Annotated in this window: 24 protein-coding genes; 17 read left to right on the top strand and 7 right to left on the bottom strand. The window is 65.9% G+C overall.

The genetic code is table 11. From position 1 onward, the window contains the following. Positions 1-66 precede the first annotated feature (66 nt). The 8 genes from RLQ26_00860 (at position 67) to rpmE (ending at position 7,351) form a co-directional block, all read left to right on the top strand. Positions 67-987 (top strand): class I fructose-bisphosphate aldolase, encoded by a 921-nt coding sequence (locus RLQ26_00860; protein MEQ9087275.1) that lies wholly within the window; start codon positions 67-69, stop codon positions 985-987. Positions 988-1,015: 28 nt separating this feature from the next. Next, complete coding sequence (thiE, locus tag RLQ26_00855) at positions 1,016-1,705, top strand: thiamine phosphate synthase (GenBank protein ID MEQ9087274.1); 690 nt, start codon at positions 1,016-1,018, stop codon at positions 1,703-1,705. Between the two features lie 108 nt (positions 1,706-1,813). Further along, positions 1,814-2,383 carry an elongation factor P gene (gene efp, locus RLQ26_00850; protein ID MEQ9087273.1) on the top strand — a complete coding sequence of 190 codons (570 nt, stop codon included), beginning with the start codon at positions 1,814-1,816 and terminating at the stop codon, positions 2,381-2,383. A gap of 22 nt (positions 2,384-2,405) precedes the next feature. Beyond that, the gene (locus RLQ26_00845; protein MEQ9087272.1) at positions 2,406-3,215 is read left to right on the top strand and encodes an inositol monophosphatase family protein; all 810 of its coding nucleotides are present in this window, start codon (positions 2,406-2,408) and stop codon (positions 3,213-3,215) included. A gap of 160 nt (positions 3,216-3,375) precedes the next feature. Then, positions 3,376-4,659, top strand: a complete 1,284-nt coding sequence (locus RLQ26_00840; protein ID MEQ9087271.1) for an OmpA family protein — start codon at positions 3,376-3,378, stop codon at positions 4,657-4,659. A 92-nt stretch (positions 4,660-4,751) separates the two neighbouring features. Next, on the top strand, positions 4,752-5,948 hold the full coding sequence (locus tag RLQ26_00835; protein MEQ9087270.1) for a flagellar motor protein MotA: 1,197 nt from the start codon (positions 4,752-4,754) through the stop codon (positions 5,946-5,948). Between the two features lie 18 nt (positions 5,949-5,966). Then, positions 5,967-6,977 carry a peptidoglycan -binding protein gene (locus RLQ26_00830; GenBank protein ID MEQ9087269.1) on the top strand — a complete coding sequence of 337 codons (1,011 nt, stop codon included), beginning with the start codon at positions 5,967-5,969 and terminating at the stop codon, positions 6,975-6,977. A 149-nt stretch (positions 6,978-7,126) separates the two neighbouring features. After that, positions 7,127-7,351 carry a 50S ribosomal protein L31 gene (rpmE, locus tag RLQ26_00825; protein ID MEQ9087268.1) on the top strand — a complete coding sequence of 75 codons (225 nt, stop codon included), beginning with the start codon at positions 7,127-7,129 and terminating at the stop codon, positions 7,349-7,351. A 91-nt stretch (positions 7,352-7,442) separates the two neighbouring features. On the opposite strand, the gene RLQ26_00820 is transcribed toward rpmE, so the two are convergent. Further along, on the bottom strand, positions 7,443-7,895 hold the full coding sequence (locus tag RLQ26_00820) for a DUF1465 family protein (protein MEQ9087267.1): 453 nt from the start codon (positions 7,893-7,895) through the stop codon (positions 7,443-7,445). Positions 7,896-8,155: 260 nt separating this feature from the next. On the opposite strand from RLQ26_00820, the gene RLQ26_00815 reads away from it, so the two are divergent. After that, positions 8,156-8,617 (top strand): Hsp20 family protein, encoded by a 462-nt coding sequence (locus tag RLQ26_00815; protein MEQ9087266.1) that lies wholly within the window; start codon positions 8,156-8,158, stop codon positions 8,615-8,617. A gap of 283 nt (positions 8,618-8,900) precedes the next feature. On the opposite strand, the gene RLQ26_00810 is transcribed toward RLQ26_00815, so the two are convergent. Next, complete coding sequence (locus RLQ26_00810; GenBank protein ID MEQ9087265.1) at positions 8,901-9,080, bottom strand: DUF1192 domain-containing protein; 180 nt, start codon at positions 9,078-9,080, stop codon at positions 8,901-8,903. Between the two features lie 173 nt (positions 9,081-9,253). Here RLQ26_00810 and RLQ26_00805 point away from each other — a divergent pair, with 173 nt between their 5' ends. The 6 genes from RLQ26_00805 to RLQ26_00780 all read left to right on the top strand — a co-directional run bounded on the left by RLQ26_00805 (position 9,254) and on the right by RLQ26_00780 (position 15,083). Continuing rightward, positions 9,254-10,237, top strand: coding sequence for an NAD(P)H-quinone oxidoreductase (locus tag RLQ26_00805; GenBank protein MEQ9087264.1), 984 nt, complete (start codon positions 9,254-9,256; stop codon positions 10,235-10,237). A 155-nt stretch (positions 10,238-10,392) separates the two neighbouring features. Continuing rightward, positions 10,393-11,166, top strand: coding sequence for a DUF1013 domain-containing protein (locus RLQ26_00800; GenBank protein MEQ9087263.1), 774 nt, complete (start codon positions 10,393-10,395; stop codon positions 11,164-11,166). Positions 11,167-11,202: 36 nt separating this feature from the next. Beyond that, complete coding sequence (locus tag RLQ26_00795; protein ID MEQ9087262.1) at positions 11,203-11,979, top strand: sulfite exporter TauE/SafE family protein; 777 nt, start codon at positions 11,203-11,205, stop codon at positions 11,977-11,979. Positions 11,980-12,119: 140 nt separating this feature from the next. After that, on the top strand, positions 12,120-12,539 hold the full coding sequence (locus tag RLQ26_00790; GenBank protein ID MEQ9087261.1) for a heme-binding protein: 420 nt from the start codon (positions 12,120-12,122) through the stop codon (positions 12,537-12,539). Positions 12,540-12,572: 33 nt separating this feature from the next. Beyond that, the gene (locus RLQ26_00785; GenBank protein ID MEQ9087260.1) at positions 12,573-13,367 is read left to right on the top strand and encodes a glutathione S-transferase family protein; all 795 of its coding nucleotides are present in this window, start codon (positions 12,573-12,575) and stop codon (positions 13,365-13,367) included. A 78-nt stretch (positions 13,368-13,445) separates the two neighbouring features. After that, positions 13,446-15,083, top strand: a complete 1,638-nt coding sequence (locus RLQ26_00780) for an acyl-CoA synthetase (GenBank protein ID MEQ9087259.1) — start codon at positions 13,446-13,448, stop codon at positions 15,081-15,083. A 21-nt stretch (positions 15,084-15,104) separates the two neighbouring features. Here RLQ26_00780 and RLQ26_00775 read toward each other — a convergent pair whose 3' ends face one another. From RLQ26_00775 to RLQ26_00760, 4 genes are all read right to left on the bottom strand, one after another. Then, on the bottom strand, positions 15,105-15,269 hold the full coding sequence (locus tag RLQ26_00775) for a DUF465 domain-containing protein (GenBank protein MEQ9087258.1): 165 nt from the start codon (positions 15,267-15,269) through the stop codon (positions 15,105-15,107). A gap of 79 nt (positions 15,270-15,348) precedes the next feature. Next, positions 15,349-15,918: a TIGR02444 family protein gene (locus tag RLQ26_00770; protein MEQ9087257.1), complete on the bottom strand. Its 570-nt coding sequence runs from the start codon at positions 15,916-15,918 to the stop codon at positions 15,349-15,351. Beyond that, positions 15,915-17,042: an ATP-dependent 6-phosphofructokinase gene (locus tag RLQ26_00765; GenBank protein MEQ9087256.1), complete on the bottom strand. Its 1,128-nt coding sequence runs from the start codon at positions 17,040-17,042 to the stop codon at positions 15,915-15,917. The genes RLQ26_00770 and RLQ26_00765 overlap by 4 nt, the downstream gene beginning before the upstream one ends. Before the next feature lie 131 nt (positions 17,043-17,173). Continuing rightward, positions 17,174-17,776, bottom strand: a complete 603-nt coding sequence (locus RLQ26_00760; GenBank protein MEQ9087255.1) for a GGDEF domain-containing protein — start codon at positions 17,774-17,776, stop codon at positions 17,174-17,176. Positions 17,777-18,153: 377 nt separating this feature from the next. Between RLQ26_00760 and purE the strand changes: the two genes are divergently transcribed. Together purE and RLQ26_00750 are read left to right on the top strand one after the other, a co-directional pair. Then, the gene (gene purE, locus RLQ26_00755) at positions 18,154-18,666 is read left to right on the top strand and encodes a 5-(carboxyamino)imidazole ribonucleotide mutase (protein ID MEQ9087254.1); all 513 of its coding nucleotides are present in this window, start codon (positions 18,154-18,156) and stop codon (positions 18,664-18,666) included. Positions 18,667-18,668: 2 nt separating this feature from the next. Further along, positions 18,669-19,784, top strand: coding sequence for a 5-(carboxyamino)imidazole ribonucleotide synthase (locus tag RLQ26_00750; GenBank protein MEQ9087253.1), 1,116 nt, complete (start codon positions 18,669-18,671; stop codon positions 19,782-19,784). Positions 19,785-19,793: 9 nt separating this feature from the next. Here RLQ26_00750 and RLQ26_00745 read toward each other — a convergent pair whose 3' ends face one another. After that, the gene (locus RLQ26_00745) at positions 19,794-20,489 is read right to left on the bottom strand and encodes a COQ9 family protein (GenBank protein ID MEQ9087252.1); all 696 of its coding nucleotides are present in this window, start codon (positions 20,487-20,489) and stop codon (positions 19,794-19,796) included. Positions 20,490-20,505 lie beyond the last annotated feature (16 nt).

Genomic DNA, 20,505 nt, shown 5'->3' with positions numbered 1-20,505 from the left:
CGCAATCGGATGGGCCGCGCGTCCGTCTCGTCAACTTTCGACCCCTCTAATCCGGGAAAGCGACCCATGAAGGTCCCGCAGCGCGTCCGCAAAATCCTGACCAATTACGAAAGTGACAACCCGGGCACGAAGGCGAACCTGGCGCGCATACTGATGCAGGGCCGGTTGGGCGGGTCGGGCCGGCTGGTAATCCTGCCCGTCGACCAGGGGTTCGAGCACGGCCCGGCACGGAGCTTTGCGCCCAACCCGCCGGGCTACGACCCACATTACCACTTTCAACTCGCAATCGACGCGGGGCTGTCCGCCTATGCCGCACCGCTCGGCATGCTTGAGGCGGGCGCTGACAGTTTCGCCGGCGCGATCCCGACCATCCTGAAGCTGAATTCTTCGAACTCGCTTGCCAGCGCCAAGGATCAGGCGGTCACCGGTTCCGTGGGCGATGCCTTGCGACTGGGCTGCGCGGCCATCGGCTTCACGATTTATCCCGGCGCCGATGACCAGTTCGAGATGATGGAAGAGATCCGCGAGCTTGCCGAGGAGGCCAAGGCCGTCGGGCTGGCGGTCGTGATCTGGTCCTACCCGCGCGGCGGCGGCCTTTCCAAGGCTGGTGAAACAGCCATAGATATTTGCGCCTATGCGGCGCACATGGCTGCCCTTCTGGGCGCACACATCATCAAGGTCAAGCCGCCGACCGAAGTGCTTGAGCTCGAGGACGCGCGCAAGGTCTACGAGAAGCACGAAATTGACGTGAGCACGCTGGACGCGCGAATCCGCCATGTGGTGCAGAGCTGCTTCAACGGCCGCAGGCTTGTCGTTTTCTCGGGCGGTGCCGCCAAGGACACGGATGGTATTCTGGACGAGATCAGGAGCCTTCGCGACGGCGGTGCCACCGGTTCCATTATCGGCCGCAATACCTTCCAGCGCCCGCGCGAGGAGGCGCTCGCCCTGCTCGACAGCATCATCAAAATCTACCAGGGCAAGCTCTAGCACCATACCGGAGAAGCGGAGCTCCCTCATGAGCGACGCAATGAGCGACGCACAGACCGGCCTTTACCTCATCACCCCGCCCCGGCTTTTGACGGGGGAGCTCGACCTGCGCGACTTTGCCGATGATCTCGGCCGTGCCCTCGACGCCGCAGCCGTCGCCAGCGTCCAGCTCCGGCTCAAGGGAGTGGACGACGATACGCTGCGCCGGGCCTGCGATACTTTGCGCGCCGTGGCCCATGACCGCGACGTCGCGTTCCTCGTCAACGACCGGCCGGATATCGCGCAGGCGACCGGTTGCGACGGGGCGCATATCGGCCAGGAGGACATGGCGTATGAAGACGCGCGAGACATCCTGGGCGAGGAAGCGATATTGGGCGTGACCTGCCATGCCTCGCGCGATCTCGCCTTCCGTGCCGGCGAGGCGGGCGCCGATTACGTTGCCTTCGGTGCCTTTTACCCGTCGCCCACCAAGACCCGCGTTCATGCGCCCGAACCCGAGCTCCTCGCCTGGTGGCGCGAGGCAACGGTGGTGCCGTCGGTCGCGATCGGCGGCATCGGCGCGGAAAATTGCGCCCCTCTTGTCCGGGCCGGCGCGGATTTCATCGCCGTGTGCAGCTATGTCTGGGATCACCCCGAGGGACCGGCGGCCGCGATCCGCCGCCTGGCGTCGGCAGTGGTCGCGGCGAGCGACGGCAACAGCGCAATTGAAAGCGCCTGATCAAGCTGTTAGCTTCCCGCGCGCATCCGGGACCGGTCGGGGGCGGACCCCGCCGGACCGCGACCCGCCCCCGGGACTATCTGCAAAAATTGAAAATGGAATACGGTCATGAAGATCAGCGGGAACGCGATCCGCCCTGGCAACGTCATTGAGCACCAGAACCGGTTATGGCGCGTGGTCCGGACCCAGGCCACCCAGCCTGGCAAGGGTGGCGCCTATGCACAGGTGGAGATGAAGGACATCCGGGACGGGACAAAGCTGAACGAGCGCTTTCGCGCATCGGAGGAAGTGGAACGTGTCCGGCTCGACCAGATCCCTTACCAGTTCCTGTTTCAGTCAGGCGACATGCTGACCTTCATGAACCAGGAAAGCTTCGAACAGATCGAATTGCACCAGGACCTCGTGGCCGAGGATCAGGTGCCCTTCCTGCAGGAAGGCATGGTGGTCACGATCGAAAGTTTCGAGGAAGAACCTATTTCGGTCAGCCTGCCCGACACGGTGACCTGCGAGGTCGTCGAGGCGGACGCCGTGGTCAAGGGTCAGACGGCCTCGTCCTCCTACAAGCCGGCAGTGCTCGACAATGGCGCGCGCGTGATGGTGCCGCCTCATATCGAGGCGGGCACGCGGATCGTCGTGAATACCGCCGACAAAACCTATGTGGAGCGCGCCAAGAACTAGGCGCGCCGGAAACGGACTGTTCATGACCCGGCGATCAGCCACGGTGAATGTCATGGCGGGCGCTGCCTACAAGGCGGCGCGCCGGCTCGTGCGCGATTTTGGCGAGGTCGAGCAGCTCCAGGTCTCCCGGAAGGGAGTTGCCGATTTCGTCACCAACGCCGACCTGTCGGCGGAACGGACGCTTAAGCAGGAGCTTGGCAAGGCGCGCCCGGACTTCGCCTTTCTCATGGAAGAGGACGGTGCCAGCGGACCGAAGGATGCCACCGAGCGCTGGATCGTCGATCCGCTCGACGGAACACTCAATTTTATGCACGGCATCCCGCATTTCGCGATTTCGATCGCCTATGAGCAACGGGGCGAGATCGTGGCCGGCGTCATCTACGAGCCGGTGCGCGATGAACTGTTCTGGGCCGAACGCGGCATCGGCGCCTTTCTGAACGACCGGCGCCTGCGCATCTCGGCGCGTAGCCGCCTGCAGGACGGATTGTTCGCGACCGGCATCCCCTTCATGGGGCGGGAAACTCATCCCCGCTACCATGCCTCCCTTGAAGCCGTCGGACAGAATTCGACGGGCATCCGGCGCTTCGGCGCCGCTTCCCTCGATCTCGCCTGGGTCGCGGCCGGCCGTTTTGATGGTTTCTGGGAATTCGGCTTGAAACCCTGGGATATGGCCGCCGGCATCGTACTGGTAAAGGAGGCCGGCGGTTTCGTCACCGACATGACGGGCCGGAGCGGCATGCTTGCCTCAGGCGATATCCTGGCCGGCAACGACAAGCTGCACGCGCCGCTGCTGGCACTCGTGCAGAAAGCGCTCAGGGAACCCGCCGTCTGACCGCGCTCCAATCGGCCACCCGGCGTCACATCTTTGAAAAGCCCCGGTTTTTCGGCTTCGGCCCCTGCCAAACCAGTTGTTTGGCCGGGCCGGTCTGAGCTAAGGTGGGGCGCTATATGGGAGGGGCTGGCGGCTTTCGGCCGGGGTCCCGGGGAGCGGCATGTCGACATCTTTCACTGAGCCAGGCATTGATCGGACGATGCCGACCCGCCCGCCAGGCTCCGCGCGTCACGGCGCGCCCGCCCTGCCCCGCCTCATCATCCTCTCCGCCCTTGCCGGGAGTCTCGTCCTGGCAAGCAGGCCCGCGCCGGCGCAGGACGGCTATGGGTTGGCCGATCCGCCCACGATTGTGATTGGTGGCAGCGGGCGACCCGCGGTCGAACTCAACCTCGACGCGATCGACCAGCAGGCCGACCCCAAAAGGCCGCCCCGGCTTCTCTTTCCGGGCGTCGGCCCCAAGGGCAACCAGCCCATCACTTTGACCCCTCCGGACGGACACGGGGCGACCGGCGAACGGATCGTGCTCCGACCGCCCGGATCGGACGGCCCGGCGACGGCCGGGCTGCGCCAGCCGCCGGTGTTCGACTCGCCAGGCCTCACCGTTCCGCCGCGGCCGCAAGTAGCGCCGCCGGAGCCGAGTCCGCGGCCACAACCGTCCGGGTCCGCCGCACCAGCCAGGCTGACGCCCCAGCCCGAGGTCGCAAAGCCTGCGCCCGTTCCGCCCACGGCCCCGCCCGCGCGACCGGAACTGGCCGCGATCCCCGAGCCCGAGGCGGAACCCGCGCCCGCGCCCGCGCCGGAAATGACAGACGAGGCGCCGACCGACCCCGAATTCGTACCCACACCGCCGATCAGCGCGGAGAGCGACGCGGCGCGCGGCGACGACACAGCGGAAGAAGACGCGCCCGCCAGCGCTCCACCTGTGGCCGCCGAGACGGCCGCGATACCGGCCAGCGATGATACCGTGCCCGACGTGCTGCCGCCGGCCAAGACACCGGCGAACGAGCCCCCGCCACCGCCGGCCGTACCGACGGTACCGGTGGAGAGCGCGGCCCTGGCGGTGCCGGCGGAAGAGACTGCACCGGCCGCGGGCACGCAAACGGCCGCCTTGCCGCCGCGCACCACCTCGGTCGAGGGCGGCGTGCGGATCACTTTCAAGGGCGGCAGCGCGGCCCTGCCGGCCGACGCGGCCGAGGCGCTCGACGAGATCGTGGCCACGCTCAACGAGGACCAGAAGCGGCGCGTGAAACTCTCCGCCTATGCGGCGGCGATCGACGAGGACCCGAGCGACGCCCGCAGGCTCTCCCTCTCCCGCGCGCTGGCCGTGAGAACCTATCTGATGGATAACGGGGTGCGCAGCACGCGGATGGATGTGCGCGCGCTGGGAGACCGATTCGAACAGGGCCCGGCCGACAGGGTCGACGTCACCGTTACCGCCCCCTGACGGGCGTCCGTCATGGCGCCAGAAACCGCCGCCCGACCGCCCGGCGCGGCACGGAACCGTTTCTCGTCCACCAGCCGGAAGCAATTCGACCCATGACACGCCCCACCGCCTACATCCTGCGCATGATCGCCTTTCTGGCCCTCGTGGCCGGTGCGATCGTGGCCCTTCACCCGTTTCTCAGATCGGCGTTTATGGCGAATGTTGTCATCAACGGGATCATCTTATCGGCGCTTGCTCTGGGCATCCTTTACATCCTGCGCCAGGCCTGGTCTCTTGCCCCGGCCGCCGACTGGATCGAGACCTTTCGCCGTACCGGCGACGCCCGAAAGGCCGGGCCGCCGCCCGCCCTCCTGGCGCAGCTCGCCCCGATACTGGGCAGTTCGGCGGGCAGCGAGACGTTGGCCGCGCCGACCAGCCAGACGCTTCTGGTCAGCGTCCGCTCGCGCCTCGACGAAGGGCGGGAAAACTCCCGCTACCTCATCGGGCTCCTGATCTTCCTGGGGCTCCTCGGGACTTTCTGGGGTCTGTTGCAGACGATCCAGTCAGTCGGGGGCGTTCTGACGGGCCTCGAGCTGCAGCCCCGATCGCTCGAACAGTTCCTCGCCAATCTGCGCGAGGGCCTGACCGCGCCGCTCGACGGCATGGGCACGGCCTTCAGCTCCTCCCTCTTCGGCCTCGCCGGCTCCCTCGTGCTGGGCTTTCTCGATCTGACGGCAGGCCAGGCGCAAAACCGGTTTTTCAATAATCTCGAAGAATGGCTGTCCTCGATCACCCGCCACACCCTGCCCGCGGGCGTATCGGCGGGCGAGCGCCCGATGGGCTTCTCCGGCGAGATATCGCCGCCCGCCTATCTCGAGGCGCTCATGCAGCAAACGGCGGACAATCTCGATTCCCTTCAGCGCACCCTCTCGCGGTCCGAAGCGGCGGCGACCGAATCCCACAGATCCCTCGTCACCCTGGCCGAGCGCCTCGAAACCCTGAGTGACCAGATGCGCGCCGAGCAGAAGCTGATGCTGAAACTGGCCGAATCCCACGCCGATATCCGGCCCCTCTTCGTACGTCTCACGGAGCTGGCCGAGGCCGGCAAGCTGGGTCTGGATGAAGCCAGCCAGGATCATCTGCGCCATCTCGACGTGCAGCTGACCCGGCTGGTGGACGATCAGGTCATCGGGCGCGACCGGATGCTGGCCGATCTCAGGAGCGAAATCCGCCTGCTGGCCCGGACGCTTGGCGCGACCATCCGGGACGATGCGGCCGGCTCCGGCGCGACGCCGCCCCATAGCGGCTGAGAAAAAAAGGCAGCCAGCATGTATTACCCGAGCGTTGCCCGGCGATACCGCCACAGCGAGAGCACCTGGCCCGGCTTTGTCGATGCCCTGTCGGCGCTGCTCATCGTGCTCGTGTTCATGCTGCTCATCTTCACCGTGGCCCAGGTCTATCTCGCCCAGCAGGTCACCTCCAAGGAAGACGCACTCGACCTGCTGAGCGCCCAGATCGAGCAGCTGGCCGATCAGCTCGCACTCGAACGCAAGGCGGTCACCACGCTGACCACCGAGCGTGACCGGTTGAAGAGCTCCCTTGAAGCAACCCTTTCCGAACGGGACACCCTGGCCAGCACCGCCGAAGCGGCGGGCCAGCGCGCGCGGGTCGCCAGCACCGCGCTCGCCGCCTCCGAGGAGGCGCGGATAGACCAGGCGGAACGCATCGCCACGCTCGGCCAGCAGATCGAGGCGCTGCGCCGCCAGCTCTCGGCCCTCGAGGAGGTGCTGGCCGCGTCCGAATCCACGGTTGCGGCGCAGACTCTGGAAATCGAGGATCTTGGCAAGCGGCTCAATGTCGCGCTGGCCAAGCGGTCGCAGGAACTCGAACGCTACCGGTCCGAATTTTTCGGCCGGCTGCGCGAAGTCCTGGGCGAGCGCGCCGATGTCCGGATCGTGGGCGACCGCTTTGTCTTTGAATCCTCGGTCCTCTTCGCCACCGGCTCAGCGCGGCTGGGCGAGGCCGGCCAGGCGCAGATCCGTCAACTGGCCGAAACGCTGCAGGAAATATCCGCACGTATCCCCGATAATGTGTCCTGGCTTCTGCGCGTCGACGGGCACACGGACCAGCGCCCGATCCACAACGAGCGGTTCGAATCAAACTGGGAGCTCTCGACCGAGCGGGCGATTTCCGTCGTCCGGCACCTGATTGACAGCGGCATCCCGCCGAATCGGCTGGCGGCCACGGGCTTCGGCGAGCATCAGCCCATCGCCGAGGGCACGAGCCCGGAGGCGCTCCGGCAGAACCGGCGCATCGAATTCCGCCTGACCGACCGCTAGGGAGCCGCAAGGCCCGGATTCCGGGGCTGCCGGGGCGTCTTGCAGGGGACGGCCGGCTTCGCTATAACCGCCCCTCGTTTTGCGCCGCCGAGGCGCGCCGCGTCCAACGCGGCAGCGGGCCCCGAAAGCGGGGCCGGAAGGAAAAAAGGATGAAAAAAGACATTCACCCCAACTACCACGAGATCAACGTGGTGATGACCGACGGCACGACGTTCACGACGCGCTCTACCTGGGGCAAGCCCGGCGACACGATGAAGCTGGACGTGGATGCAAAGACGCACCCGGCCTGGACGGGCGGTTTCCAGCACCTGGTCGATACGGGCGGCCAGTTGGCGCGGTTCAAGAACCGGTTCAAGGATTTCGGCGTCGGCTGAGGGTCGTCGCCCAATTCTCCGCGCTCATGCGCGCGAAGGGCTGCCTCTGGCGGCCCTTTTTTTGTGCTCCTGCCGGCCAATGCGCGGCGGCTCAGCCCCGCCGCGCCGCCTGTGCGTTCGGCGCGCGGGTATAGATCATCTGGTCCAGCCGGTGCGCCCTCAGATAAAGCCGGTAGGACCGCTCGAGCAGGTGGCCGAGACGGGGCGGGATGGCGCCACCCGGATCGCGGGGCCGGACGAGATTGACCCGATGGCCGGCCAACCGGTTTTTCTGCCGGGCGTAATGGGCGGCGGAAATTTCACCCCGCGCGACTGCCTTTTGCTCGAGGCACCAGGCCATGACGCTGGTAATCCGGCTGGTCAGGCGGTGGAGCTCGCGGCTGAGCGCCAGCCGGCCGATGCCGTCGGCCGCGCCCGGTTCCGCCAGACCCAGGCCGCCCCGATCACGGGCGAGGCCATCCGAGAGATAGTCCCGCGCGTCCAGGAGCAGGTCGAACGCGTCGTCATACGTTCGACTGAAGAAAGCAACCGGGCCGTGTGTCATGGCCTGAGATTACCACGATCGGGACCCGATTTGTCGCAAAAACTCGCGGGTTTCCGGCCTTTTCCATTAACCTTAACGGGTGCGGCAGACTGCCTTGCGGACGCACGTCCCGCCCCTTGAAAATCTCCCGGCCCTACCCAGATTGTCGAACGGAGCGGCGTCCCGTCGGGGGCCGTTCCGGGCGGCCCACTGCCGAACCGATGGAGTGTCCGGCCTCCCTTTTTTCGGATTAACCATGTTGCTCATTGGAGGATATGGAAATGCAAGATATCGATTTCAGCCCGTTTTTCCGGTCCGTGATCGGCTTCGATCGTGTCGCGGAACTTCTCGACGCCGCGTCCCGCGATCAGATGCCGAGTTACCCCCCCTACAACATCGAGAAGGTCGATGAAGAGAGCTACCGCATCACCATGGCGGTGGCCGGCTTCAGTCGCGAGGACCTCGATATCTCCGTTGAGGGAGATGTCCTGACCATCGCCGGCAAGGCCAATTCCGACGCCGATACCCGCCATTATCTCCATCGCGGGATCGCCGGGCGCTCGTTCCAGCGCCGCTTCAACCTGGCCGAGCATGTCCAGGTCAAGAGCGCCGCGCTCGAGAACGGCCTCCTGCACGTGGATCTGGTGCATGAGGTCCCCGAAGCGCTGAAGCCCCGGACCATCAAGATCGAGTCCGGGTCCGGCAAGTCCTGGCGCAAGGCGATCACCGGCGAAGCCGCGTAGGCACGCCGCGCGCAGACTGGTGAAACGGGCCGGCCCCGGCCGGCCCGTTTCTCTTCTGGCCACACGGAAGCGGCCAAAAAAATGGGCCGCTCCCGAAGGGCGGCCCAGTTCTTACAGGGAGGCGTGATCGAGGGTTGGATCCGGCCCGGCATCCCGCACCAGAGCGGGGACGGGCCAAAAGGTCGAAACCTCAACCGAGCCTTGAGGCTAGCTCCCTAGTCTTGTGATTTGGTTAACGGCCGGTGGGCCGGTGGGCCGGTGGCGACCTGTCTTTTTTTCCGGCCTATTTCCGGAAAAGCGCCTCGGCGGCGCCCGCCTGACCGCGTTTTTTCCCGATCACGGTGCGCGCGCGATCGATCTCGGCCTCGAGCCGGGCGATGTAGCCTTCGATCTCCTCGATCGACATTTTCTCGAACGTCTCCGCACTGTGCGGAGACTGCCAACCGAGTTCCTCGTCTTCCATGCCGCCCCCGGAAACCGTTGCCCTCGCCGCGCGCGATCCGTTTCACGCCCCTGGTCTCGACACTTGTTTCGACACCCGTCTCGCCCCTTGTCTCGCTTCAGGGGACAGATTAGACCTCGAACCCTGTCTTGAGAACCCGGGAGGCGAGAGCCGTGGCCGATCTGCCTGACACCATGACCGTCATCGAAATTACCGAACCGGGAGGCCCCGAGGTGCTGAAACCGGCGGAACGGGCTGTTCCGGTTCCCGGTCCCGGAGACGTTCTGGTCAAAATCGCGGCCGCGGGCGTCAACCGGCCCGACGCGATCCAGCGCGCCGGCGCCTATCCACCGCCGCCCGGCGCGTCCGATATCCCGGGGCTCGAATTCGCGGGCGAGATCGTGGCACTTGGGCCCGAGGTGACGGGCTGGCAGGTCGGCGATCAGATCGCGGCGCTGGTCACGGGCGGCGGGTATGCCGAATACGCGCTGGCGCCCGCACGCCAGTGCCTGCCGGTGCCCCGCGGCCGAAGCCTGCTGGAAGCGGCTGCCCTGCCCGAGACCTACTTCACGGTCTGGACCAATCTTTTCGACCGGGCCCGGTTCGCCGAGGGCGAGCGCCTGCTCGTGCATGGCGGCTCGAGCGGGATCGGCACCACTGCCATTCAGCTTGCCCGCGCATTTGGTGGCACCGTCTACACCACCGCGGGCAATGCCGAGAAATGCGCGGCCTGCGAGAAACTCGGCGCCACCCGCGCCATCAACTATCGCGAGGAGGATTTCGTCGCGGTCATCGAGGAGGAGACCGAGGGCGCCGGCGTGGATGTCGTCATCGATATGGTGGGCGGCGACTATATCGCGCGGAACCTGAAATGCCTGGCGCCGGAGGGCCGGCTCGTCTTCATCGCCTTCCTGGGCGGCGCCAGGGCGGAGATCAATTTCATGCCGGTGATGCGCAACCGCCTGACGATCACCGGCTCGACGCTCCGCCCCCAATCCGTCGACGCCAAGGCCGCCATTGCCGACCGGCTCCGGTCCCGGGTCTGGCCCCTGATCGAGGCCGGCGAGGTAGGTCCGATCATCCACCAAAGCTTTCCGCTCACGGCCGCCGCGGCGGCTCATGAGCTCATGGAATCGAGCGCCCATATCGGTAAGATCATGCTCGTCCCGGCGGGCTGAGGCGCCAGGACACGCGCCGCGCCGCCACCCGCCTAAATCCTTGAACCCTGAACCGGAGCGCGTGTATATAAGCCATCCCCGTAGAGTTCATGGTGTGCGGCTCAATTCCGGCTCGGGCAGATGCCGGGAACCGTGGCGCACGTTCTGGAGGCCTGATGAGCGAGCTGTTGATGCCCAAGGCCACCGCCGTATGGCTGGTGGAAAATACCGGCCTGACTTTCGATCAGATCGCGGATTTCTGCGGCCTGCACCGTCTGGAAGTGCAGGCTATCGCCGATGGCGAGGTCAATACCAGCATGCGCGGCATGGACCCGATCGGGAACGGGCAGCTCACCCAGGAGGAGATCGCGCGGTGCGAACAGGACCCGACGGCCGAACTCGTCCAGGCTAAACGGAGCATCCCGCTGCCTGCCTGGAAGACCAAGGGTGCCCGCTACACGCCCGTGGCCAAGCGCCAGGACAAGCCGGACGCCATCGCCTGGCTGCTCAAGCATTACCCTGATCTGACCGACGCCCAGATTTCGCGCCTGATCGGCACGACCAAGCCCACGATACAGGCGGTGCGGGACCGCACCCACTGGAACGCCTCCAATATCACGCCGCGCGACCCGGTGGAGCTGGGGCTTTGCAAGGTCGTCGAGCTGGACCAGGCGCAGGCCCGGGCGGACCGGGCCAAGGCCCGCGCCGAGAAGGAGGCGGCCAAGGCCCAGCGCAAGAAAGAGGCCGAGGAAATGGCGACCGCGGCGGCCACGCTGACCGGCGGTTCGGAGGCAGACAAAGCCGAGGCGCATTGGCCGGAAGACCCCGACCAGCCGAAGCCGGCGAGCACGGAGGCCCCTGGGGCGGCGCAACATTGGCCGGAAGACCCCGAAAACCCCCCGACCAGCGACGGCGACGCGCAGGAGAACGACCCGGAGCAGTCCTCCTGATCGCGGGGCCGCGCAGCGCGGGAGTGGACTGATCCCGTGCTGACCGACCCCTGGTTCTACGCGGCCGCCCTGCCGGCGATCCTCATCACCGGCATTTCCAAGGGCGGCTTCGCCGGCGGTCTCGGAATTGTCGCCGTTCCCCTCGTCTCGCTCGCCGTGCCGCCGCTACAGGCCATCGGCATCCTGCTGCCCGTCCTGATCGTCATGGATGGTGTCGGCCTCTGGGCCTATCGCGGCAAATGGGACGCCGGCAGCGTAGCCATTCTTCTGCCGGCCAGCCTGGCGGGTGTCGGCCTGGGGTGGCTGCTCGCCGACTATCTTTCGGAAAACCTGATCCGGCTTCTCGTCGGGCTTATCGCCCTTGCCTTCGCGGTTGATTATTGGCTCGGCCGGCGGTCGGGCGCTTCGGCCGCGGCCGAGAGACCGGCCCGGCCACAGGACTGGCGCAAGGGGGGCTTCTGGGGGGCGGTCGCCGGACTGACCAGCTTCGTCGCCCATGCCGGCGCGCCGCCGGCCCAGGTCTACATGCTGCCCCGGCGCCTCGATAAGACCATCTATGTCGGCACGATGGTCGTGGTCTTTGCGTCAATCAATGCCGCCAAGGTCGTGCCCTACGGGTCCCTCGGGCTGCTCGACCGCACCAACCTGGCAACCGCCGCAGTGCTGCTGCCCCTCGCGCCGCTCGGCATGTATCTCGGCATTTGGCTTCACAGCCGGGTTAACCAGGCCCTTTTCTACCGGCTTTGCTATACCCTCGTCGTGATTGCCGGGCTTCACCTCATCGCCACCGGCCTCGGATTTCATCTCGTTTGAGGCTCGCCCGGACGGCGGGCGGGGTTTGCGACGAGCCGCCAGCCGGGTAAAGTCGGGCACCGCCGCCCGGCTGCCGGTCCGGCGGCCAGCCCGCCAACCACCACGGCCCGCGAGGACGGGCCGGAACAGGGAGACACGCCATGGCCGATTTGCCCAGCAAGAAAGTCCTTACCGCCAGCGTCGCCGTCACCATGATTTCGGCCGCCGAGGAGGCCGCCAACAAGATGGAAAAGCCGCTCAGCATCGCCATTGTCGATGACGGCGGCAACCTGCTGGCCTTCCTGCGCATGGATGGCGCACCCCTCCTCAGCGTCACGATCGCACAGCAGAAGGCCAAGAGCTGCGCCGGCTTCCCCATTGCAACGCACGAACTTTGGGATTTCATCAAGGACGACCCGATGCTGACCGTGGGATTGCCGGCCTCGGGGCAGGCGTCCGTGCTGGGCGGCGGCTACCCCATCATGGTGGACGGGCAGCTCATCGGCGGGATCGGCGTCAGCGGCGCCCATTACACCGAGGATATGGAGGCCGCTCAGGCTGCGCTGGCCAAGCTGAAATAGGAACGGGCGGCGCGAATTAGGGAACGACGGATCATGCTTGAACTCTATACGCACCCGATGTCGCCCTGCGCGCAGAAGGTGCGACTGGTGCTCGCCGAAAAGGCCGTCGATTACACGAAGCGCCACGTCAACCTGCCGGAAAAAGAGAACCTGAGGCCGGAATACCTGAAGCTGAACCCGGCCGGCGTGGTCCCGACCCTGGTGCATGATGGCCGCCCAATCGTGGAATCCTCTATCATCTGCGAATATCTCGAGGATTGCTTTCCCGAGCCCGCGCTTCGCGCGGCCGACCCATACGAAATCGCGCGCATGCGGCTTTGGATGAAGCATGTGGACAACAAGCTGCATCCCTCCTGTGGCGCCCTGCAATGGCCGCTTGTCATGCGCCCGAAGCTGATGGAACTCCCTGAAGCCGAGCGCGAGGCGATCCTCGATCGGGTGCCGGAAAAGCAGCGCCGCGAGCGCCAGAAACGCCTGGTGAAAATGGGCCTCGATGCGCCCGATGTCGCCGACGCCGTCGGCGTCTACGCTCAGACCATCGTGGATATGGAGGATGTGCTGCGCGACCGGCCGTGGATGAGCGGGGATATGTTCTCGATCACGGATTGTTGCCTCGCGCCATATTTCCAGACCCTCATCCAGTTCGGCTGGACGGCACTTTTCGAGGATGGACATCCTCGCGTCAGCGACTGGGTCGCGCGAGTGCAGGCGCGGCCATCTTACGAGGTGGCGATCGCGGACGATTTGTCCGACGAGATGCGCCGAAACCTGGCCGAGCTGGGCGCGCCGGGGTGGGCCAGGATCGAGGCCCATCTTCGCGCCGCCTGAGGCGGGCATCCCGGATCGCACGGCACGGAACGGCAGAACACGGTTTCCATTGGCATATCGGGGGGTACAGAACGCAAGATGACCGCACAGTCCAGCGTCTATGACGAGCATCTCGGCAGGAATGCAGCAAATTTTCAGCAACTCACGCCGCTAACCTATCTCGACCGGTCAGCCCGGGTTTTCCCCGAGCGGACGGCGATCGTCCACGGCGATTTGCGGCTGAGCTGGGCCGAGGTCTACACGCGATGCCGCCGGTTTGCCTCGGCTCTCGCCAAACGCGGGATCGGCAAGAACGAGACGGTCGCCATTCTGGCTCCCAACACCCCCGCCCATTTCGAGGCGCATTTCGCGGTCCCGATGGCGGGCGCGGTTCTCAATTCAATCAATATCCGTCTCGATGCCCCCATCGTGGCCTTTATCCTCGAACACGGCGCCGCGCGGATGCTTTTCGTCGATCGCGAATTTTCGGCCCTCGCCCACGATGCCGTCCAGCGCCTGGAGGAGCCGCCCGAGATCGTCCTCATCGAGGATCCTCTCTTTAAGGGAGAGGCCAGCCCCGATTTCGCCGCCACCGAATACGAGGCGTTTCTCGCCGAAGGCGATCCGGATTTTACCTGGGAGCCGCCCGCGGATGAATGGGACGCGATCACGCTGAATTACACGTCGGGGACGACCGGTAATCCCAAGGGCGTCGTCTACCATCACCGCGGCGCCTATCTCATGTCGCTGTCGAACATGGTGGTAGGTAATATGACGGAGTCGCCGGTCTACCTCTGGACCCTGCCGATGTTCCATTGCAACGGCTGGTGCTTCCCGTGGACCGTGGCCGCCGCCGCCGGGACTAATATCTGCCTGCGCCGGGTCGAGGCGGCGCCGGTCTTCGATGCGCTGGCGCAGCACAAGGTGACACATTTCTGCGGCGCGCCCATTGTGATGAACATGATCAACAACGCGCCCGAGACGGCAAAGAAGCCGCTTCCCCATACGGTCAATGTGATGACCGCCGGCGCCCCGCCACCAGCCGCCGTCATTCAGGGCATGGAAAGCCAGGGCTTCCGGGTGATTCACCTCTACGGCCTGACGGAGACCTACGGCCCCGCCACCATTTCCGAATGGCAGGAGCAATGGGACGATCTGGACGCCAGCGAAAGGGCCCGCCTCAAATCACGCCAGGGGGTCCGCTATCCCTCGCTCGAGGGTCTGATGGTGGCCGATCCGGAGACGCTGGAGCCGGTGCCGGCCGATGGCGAGACCATGGGCGAAGTGATGTTTCGCGGAAACATCGTGATGAAGGGTTATCTCAAGAACCCGAAAGCCACCGACGAGGCGTTCCGGGGCGGCTGGTTCCATAGCGGCGACCTCGGCGTCCTGCATCCCGACGGGTATATCGAGCTGCGCGACCGGTCCAAGGACATCATCATTTCAGGCGGCGAAAATATATCCAGCATCGAGGTGGAAGGTATCCTGTACCGCCATCCGGCCGTGCTGGAAGCCGCCATCGTTGCGCGTCCGGACGAGAAATGGGGCGAAACGCCCTGCGCCTTCGTCACCCTGAAGGATGGCAAGACGGCAACCGAGGAAGAGATTATCGCTTTTTGCCGGGACAATATGGCGCATTTCAAGGTGCCCAAGACGATCGTCTTCGCCGCCTTGCCAAAAACATCGACCGGCAAGATCCAGAAATTCAAGCTGCGTCAGCAGGCGGAATCGCTTTAGCCCGCCGGGCCCCCGGCGCCATCAGGTCTTGAGAGCGCGTATTTCGTCCTTGAGGCGGAGCTTCTGGAGCTTCAGATCTTTTAGCAGTGAGTCATCGGGGTGTGGTCGGTTGTTTTCCTGGGTGAGAGAATCGTCGATTTCCTTGTGGCGGGCTTTCAAAGTCCTGATCCGATCCGTTGCAGCCACAGCAAGCCTCCCTTCCTGACCATCACGACACCTTCCGGGGGATGATACGCCCCTCGCCGGCACAACTAAACCCCTGCCCCTAGGCCCGACTCGCGGCCGCGGCGCCCGCCTCCGGCATCGCACGCGCCAGCAGCGCCGTCAGGATATCGTCCAGGGCCGTTTCGGAAAGGCCCGGTGCCGCAGTGCGAAACGCAGCAGATACCGCGGCATAACGGCGGAAATTATGGTCGGCATCGGAGAGACGGCGCTCGGCCGGCAGCCCGCTCTCGGCCGGCTTCTCACCAAGCGTGCGCACAAGGATCATATGCTCGATCCGTTCGCCTTCGAGTTCCTGCGCGAGTATCTCCTTCCGGAAGTTGGTGGCCGCCTCCGCGGGCGCTGCGCCGGGTGCGTGTTTCAATGTCCGGCGGACCTGACGCAGCACCTTGACGACGCCCTCGTTCCACGGCGTCGTCGCTTTGAGACCGGCCTCGAGTTCCGCATCGCTCAGCCGCCCGCGGCCCGACAGCCCCATCCAGAACGCCAGCAGAACGTAATCGACATCGAAGCCGCCCTCGTCCTGAAGCCGCAGGCAGAGGTCACTGATCCCCTCCCGCCCGTAAAATTCGAGGGAGAATCCCCAGAACTCCTCGGTCACTGCCGCGCTCATCCCGCCGTTTCTCCCGTCGTTTCTCCCGCCGTTTCTCCCGTCGTCCGGCCGATATACACACCGAGCCCGCGGGCCGTCCCGACCAGCGTGCCGTTCACGTCGACCAGCGCCGGCCCGGCGGTGGCGTCCTCGAGGGGAACCTCGATAACCTGGCGCTGGTGCCAGGCGACCATGCGATCGAAGCGACCGGCGGCGATCATGTCCACTGCCCGCACGCCGAAGGCCGAGGCGATCAGCCGATCGATCGCCGTCGGCTCGCCGCCGCGCTGAACGTGGCCGAGGACCGTCACGCGCGTATCGGCGCCCGTCGTCTCGCCTATACGCCGGGCCAGATAGCTGCCGATCCCGCCATAGGTGGAAGCCCCGTGGGCCTGGGTCTGGGAGACGGTCTCGCCGGCCTCGGTCCGGACCGCTTCCGCGACTACGACAAGGGCGAAATTCCGCCCGCGGCGGCGGATTTCGCGGATATGGTCGGCGATCTCCCCGATCTCATAAGGAATTTCCGGAATCAGAATAACGTCGGCGCCTCCCGCGATACCGGCCGCGATGGCAATATGGCCGGCGTCGCGGCCCATCACTTCGAGCACCATGACCCGGCTGTGGCTGGCGGCCGTGGGCTGCAGCCGGTCGAGCGCCTCGGTGCCGACATTGACCGCCGTCATGTAACCCACCGCCAACTCGGTCGGCCCGATATCGTTATCAATGGTCTTGGGAATACCGACAAAGTTGATTCCACCCTGGCAGGCGAGGCGCTGAAGAATCCGCAAGCTGCCGTCCCCGCCAACCCCGATCAAGGCCTCGAGGCCAAGCGAGCGGAAGCCCTCGATCACCTCGGCCGACCGGTCGGTCGTGGTGCCGTCGGCGCCGGGATAGGAAAACGGGTTGCCGCGATTGGTCGTCCCCAGAATGGTGCCGCCCTGGCGCATGACCGGACCCGAAACGCGGTTGAGGGTGAGGACCTCATGCTCCACGGGGCGTGAGAGCAGCCCGGTTATGCCCTCGCGGATGCCGACAACCTCCCAGTCGTAGCCGTGAAGGGCGCGCCGGGTGACGGCCCGGATAATGGCGTTGAGGCCGGCGCAATCCCCGCCACTCGTGAGAATACCGATTCGCTTGCCTGGCACGCGCGCCCTCTCCTTTCCGATTCCCGAAAATCCGGTGCCCGCGGGCCCGGGGCGAAAGACGCTAGCCTAACGCCAATTCAGGCAACATGAAATGAGGTGGGATGGGCAGCGCGAAGCCCGAATGGGGCGAATCATTCCCCGTTGGGGCGCTTGTTCTCGTACATTGCGCGGTCGGCGGCGGCGATGGCCGAATCGGCGCTCTGATCACCACCCGCAAAAGTAAACGAGCCGGCCGAGACCTTGAGCAGGATCGTATCGCCGTTCCAGGCGAAGGGCTCGGCCTCGATCCGGGCGACGAGGCTCTGCATTTTCTCGAGCGCGGTCTCCTCATCGGCATTCACCAGGATGACGCCGAACTCATCGCCTCCCAGCCGGCCGATAACATCGAACTCCCGAACGTTGCGGGAAACCACATCCACGACCCACGTCAAAGCCGCATCACCGGCGCCGTGCCCGTAAGTGTCGTTCAACTGCTTCATGCGATTGATATCGAAGTAAATCAGGCTGCTTTTCGTCTCGTAGCGCTGAGTGTACGCGATCGTGCGGGTGAGCTCGCGGATGAAGGCCCGGCGGTTGAGCGCGGGCACCAGCGTGTCCTCATCCGCAAGTTTTTCCAGAAACGAAATCCGCGCCTGACTTTTCTTCAGTTCCTCGCGAAGATTGGCAACTTCGCGCATCAGCCCCTGAATGGCCGCCTGTACCTTGGGCGTCAGTTCGGCCGAGGGAATGTTCATGATCGAGGCCGTATCGCTGACCGGACGGAGGGCGGGCTGACCCCCTGCCGGCTGCGCGGACGGCGCGGGCGCAGCACCTCCCGCACCGGCGGCCGGTCGGCCCGGCGAGACGGGCTGTCGGCTGGAAATCTTCATGTTCTGGCGCACCCTCCCCACTTGGGCGGATTGCGGCCGACATCTCGCGGCCGGGTCCAGACGGACCCTAAGGGGGGATGCTTAAGGAAATCTTTCCGGGAAACGGGGCGGCCTGGCGCACGCCGACGGCCGTTTCGTGATCAGGGCCCGGCTTCCGGCCTTATCTCAGCGCTTGCGGCGGCCGCCCCTCACCCTATAATCCGCACTTTTTCCGGCCCCGGCCGGGCAAGGGGAGATCCAAGATGGCGGACAGCGCCGACGCGCCGGCGACGCCCAGGATCGGCATTATCATGGGAAGCCAGTCCGACTGGGCGACCATGAAGCACACGGCCGACATCCTCGACGAGCTTGGCGTTGTCCATGAAACGCGGATCGTCTCGGCCCACCGCACGCCAGACCGCCTATATGCCTATGCAACCAAGGCGCGCGATCGGGGAATCCGGGTCATCGTGGCGGGCGCCGGCGGCGCGGCCCATCTCCCGGGCATGGCCGCCGCCATGACCATCCTGCCGGTTCTGGGCGTGCCGGTGGAAAGCGCGGCCCTCAAGGGCCTGGACAGTCTGCTTTCGATCGCCCAAATGCCCGGCGGCGTCCCGGTCGGCACCCTCGCCATCGGCAAGGCCGGGGCCAGGAATGCCGGATTGCTGGCGGCATCGATCGTGGCGCTCGACGATCCGGCCTTGTCGGACAGGCTGGAAGCCTGGCGGCGCGCCCAGACGGAGGCGGTCGGCCTCGACCCCCGGAAACGGGATTGACCGTGGCGACAGGGCGCGACCCGAAACGATCAGCCGCGCTCGCCCCGGGTGCCGTGATCGGCATTATCGGCGGTGGCCAGCTCGGCCGCATGACGGCGCTGGCGGCCGCCCGCCTCGGGTTTCGCAGCCATGTTTTCTGTCCGCCCGGCGACGCGCCGGCGACGCAGGTCACGGATCGCGCGACGCGAGCCGCTTATGATGACCGGGCGGCGCTCGACGCCTTCGCCCGCGCGGTCGATGTCGTGACGTTCGAATTCGAGAATATCCCGCACGAATCGGTCAAGCTGCTGGCGGACCACGTACCGGTCCGGCCGGGCTGGAATGTGCTCAGGATTTCCCAGGACCGGGCGCTGGAAAAATCCTTCATCAAGGGCCTCGGAATCGCCACAGCCCCGTATGCCGAAATTACCTCGCCGGATGCTCTCCACACCGCAGCCAGGCAAATCGGTCTGCCAGGCATCCTGAAGACCAGCCGCTTCGGCTATGACGGCAAGGGCCAGCAGCGCCTCGAACCCGCCAGCGATCTTGATGCCGCCTGGCGGGCACTGAATACAGAGGCCGCGGTGCTCGAAGCCTTCGTCGATTTCAAGTGCGAGATTTCCGTCATCGTGGCGCGCGGGCTGGACGGCAGCGAAGCGCATTTCGATACGGTCGAGAACCGCCACGTCAACCACACCCTGGATACCACCATCGCGCCGGCGGACCCGACCATCGTCCCGGCCAGGGTCGCGCGGGAGGCGGAGCGCATCGCGGATGCCATCGCCGACGGGCTCGATCTGGTGGGGCTCCTCGCCGTGGAAATGTTCGTAACCCGCGACGACCGGGTGCTGGTCAACGAAATCGCCCCGCGGCCACACAATTCGGGGCATTGGACCATCGAGGCGGCCGAGACCAGCCAGTTCGAGCAACACGTCCGGGCCGTCGCCGGCTGGCCGCTTGGCTCGCCGCGCCGGCTGGCCGACGCCGAAATGAAAAATCTGATCGGCGATGAGGTGCGCGACTGGCAACGCCATGCCGGCACGCCTGGCGTCAAGCTTCACATTTACGGTAAGGACGCCCCTCGGCCAGGCCGCAAGATGGGACACATCACCCGACTGAAGCCGTTATCGAAGGGCTGAGTCCCGAAGTCAGCGTCCGGATGGACCCGGTGGGCGGCGAAAACTGCCGAGGATGCGAAACGGATCCGGCATGTGAGCCAGCGCGCTCTTGCACTGGCGGGTCAGTTCCCCGAATGCCCGGAGGCCGGCCAATCGGCGATCGAGGAAACGCCACGTCTCGGCATTGCCCTCAGAATTATCGGTAAGCCAGTAGAGCAGCGTGGCCCCGTATATGCCGGCCAGGGTCATGCGTTTCGTGTAATAGCTGAAATCAGCCGACCGGTCGCCGGCCGCCTGCCAGATCGTGTCCACGGTGCGGCTGAGGCATTTTAGAGCGGTGGGCGCGTTTTGCGGCAATGCCTGAAAGGACGCGCCGCGCGAGACGGCTTCCTTGTAGGGGGAGACGATCTCGATCCGCCGGCGCACCAGTGCCGATACCCGCTCGCGCAATCCTTTTTCCGCCCATTCCGGATCGCCACCCCAGCCGGCGGCCTCCGCTTCAAGCTGACGATCCGCCCAGGCGCTGAAGCAGTCGAGGGTGCCGATCGGTCCCTCCGGAAAGGCGCGGTCCACGTCAGCGCCTTCGAGGCCGAGATCCGCCGCCGCCATCTCGAGCGCCGCCCGGCTCCAACCTTCGAAGGTGACGTGGGGCAGGGCCGCCATCATCAATTTCCCCCTAAGGGCATCCAGCGCGCTCGGCGTCTCGGTATCGGACGGCGGTGTCATGGCTCTCCTTTCGACC

This window comes from Alphaproteobacteria bacterium (assembly GCA_040220875.1).
Taxonomy (GTDB): domain Bacteria; phylum Pseudomonadota; class Alphaproteobacteria; order JAVJVX01; family JAVJVX01; genus JAVJVX01.
The sequence above is the reverse complement of the archived record's forward strand: the minus strand, read 5'-3'. Positions and strand labels throughout refer to the sequence as shown.

Coding starts and splice junctions, on each gene's coding strand:
- RLQ26_00860 (MEQ9087275.1), top strand. CDS start 67: ATGAAGGTCCCGCAGCGCGTCCGCAAAATCCTGACCAATTACGAAAGT.
- thiE (MEQ9087274.1), top strand. CDS start 1,016: ATGAGCGACGCAATGAGCGACGCACAGACCGGCCTTTACCTCATCACC.
- efp (MEQ9087273.1), top strand. CDS start 1,814: ATGAAGATCAGCGGGAACGCGATCCGCCCTGGCAACGTCATTGAGCAC.
- RLQ26_00845 (MEQ9087272.1), top strand. CDS start 2,406: ATGACCCGGCGATCAGCCACGGTGAATGTCATGGCGGGCGCTGCCTAC.
- RLQ26_00840 (MEQ9087271.1), top strand. CDS start 3,376: ATGTCGACATCTTTCACTGAGCCAGGCATTGATCGGACGATGCCGACC.
- RLQ26_00835 (MEQ9087270.1), top strand. CDS start 4,752: ATGACACGCCCCACCGCCTACATCCTGCGCATGATCGCCTTTCTGGCC.
- RLQ26_00830 (MEQ9087269.1), top strand. CDS start 5,967: ATGTATTACCCGAGCGTTGCCCGGCGATACCGCCACAGCGAGAGCACC.
- rpmE (MEQ9087268.1), top strand. CDS start 7,127: ATGAAAAAAGACATTCACCCCAACTACCACGAGATCAACGTGGTGATG.
- RLQ26_00820 (MEQ9087267.1), bottom strand. CDS start 7,895: ATGACACACGGCCCGGTTGCTTTCTTCAGTCGAACGTATGACGACGCG.
- RLQ26_00815 (MEQ9087266.1), top strand. CDS start 8,156: ATGCAAGATATCGATTTCAGCCCGTTTTTCCGGTCCGTGATCGGCTTC.
- RLQ26_00810 (MEQ9087265.1), bottom strand. CDS start 9,080: ATGGAAGACGAGGAACTCGGTTGGCAGTCTCCGCACAGTGCGGAGACG.
- RLQ26_00805 (MEQ9087264.1), top strand. CDS start 9,254: ATGACCGTCATCGAAATTACCGAACCGGGAGGCCCCGAGGTGCTGAAA.
- RLQ26_00800 (MEQ9087263.1), top strand. CDS start 10,393: ATGAGCGAGCTGTTGATGCCCAAGGCCACCGCCGTATGGCTGGTGGAA.
- RLQ26_00790 (MEQ9087261.1), top strand. CDS start 12,120: ATGGCCGATTTGCCCAGCAAGAAAGTCCTTACCGCCAGCGTCGCCGTC.
- RLQ26_00785 (MEQ9087260.1), top strand. CDS start 12,573: ATGCTTGAACTCTATACGCACCCGATGTCGCCCTGCGCGCAGAAGGTG.
- RLQ26_00780 (MEQ9087259.1), top strand. CDS start 13,446: ATGACCGCACAGTCCAGCGTCTATGACGAGCATCTCGGCAGGAATGCA.
- RLQ26_00770 (MEQ9087257.1), bottom strand. CDS start 15,918: ATGAGCGCGGCAGTGACCGAGGAGTTCTGGGGATTCTCCCTCGAATTT.
- RLQ26_00760 (MEQ9087255.1), bottom strand. CDS start 17,776: ATGAACATTCCCTCGGCCGAACTGACGCCCAAGGTACAGGCGGCCATT.
- purE (MEQ9087254.1), top strand. CDS start 18,154: ATGGCGGACAGCGCCGACGCGCCGGCGACGCCCAGGATCGGCATTATC.
- RLQ26_00745 (MEQ9087252.1), bottom strand. CDS start 20,489: ATGACACCGCCGTCCGATACCGAGACGCCGAGCGCGCTGGATGCCCTT.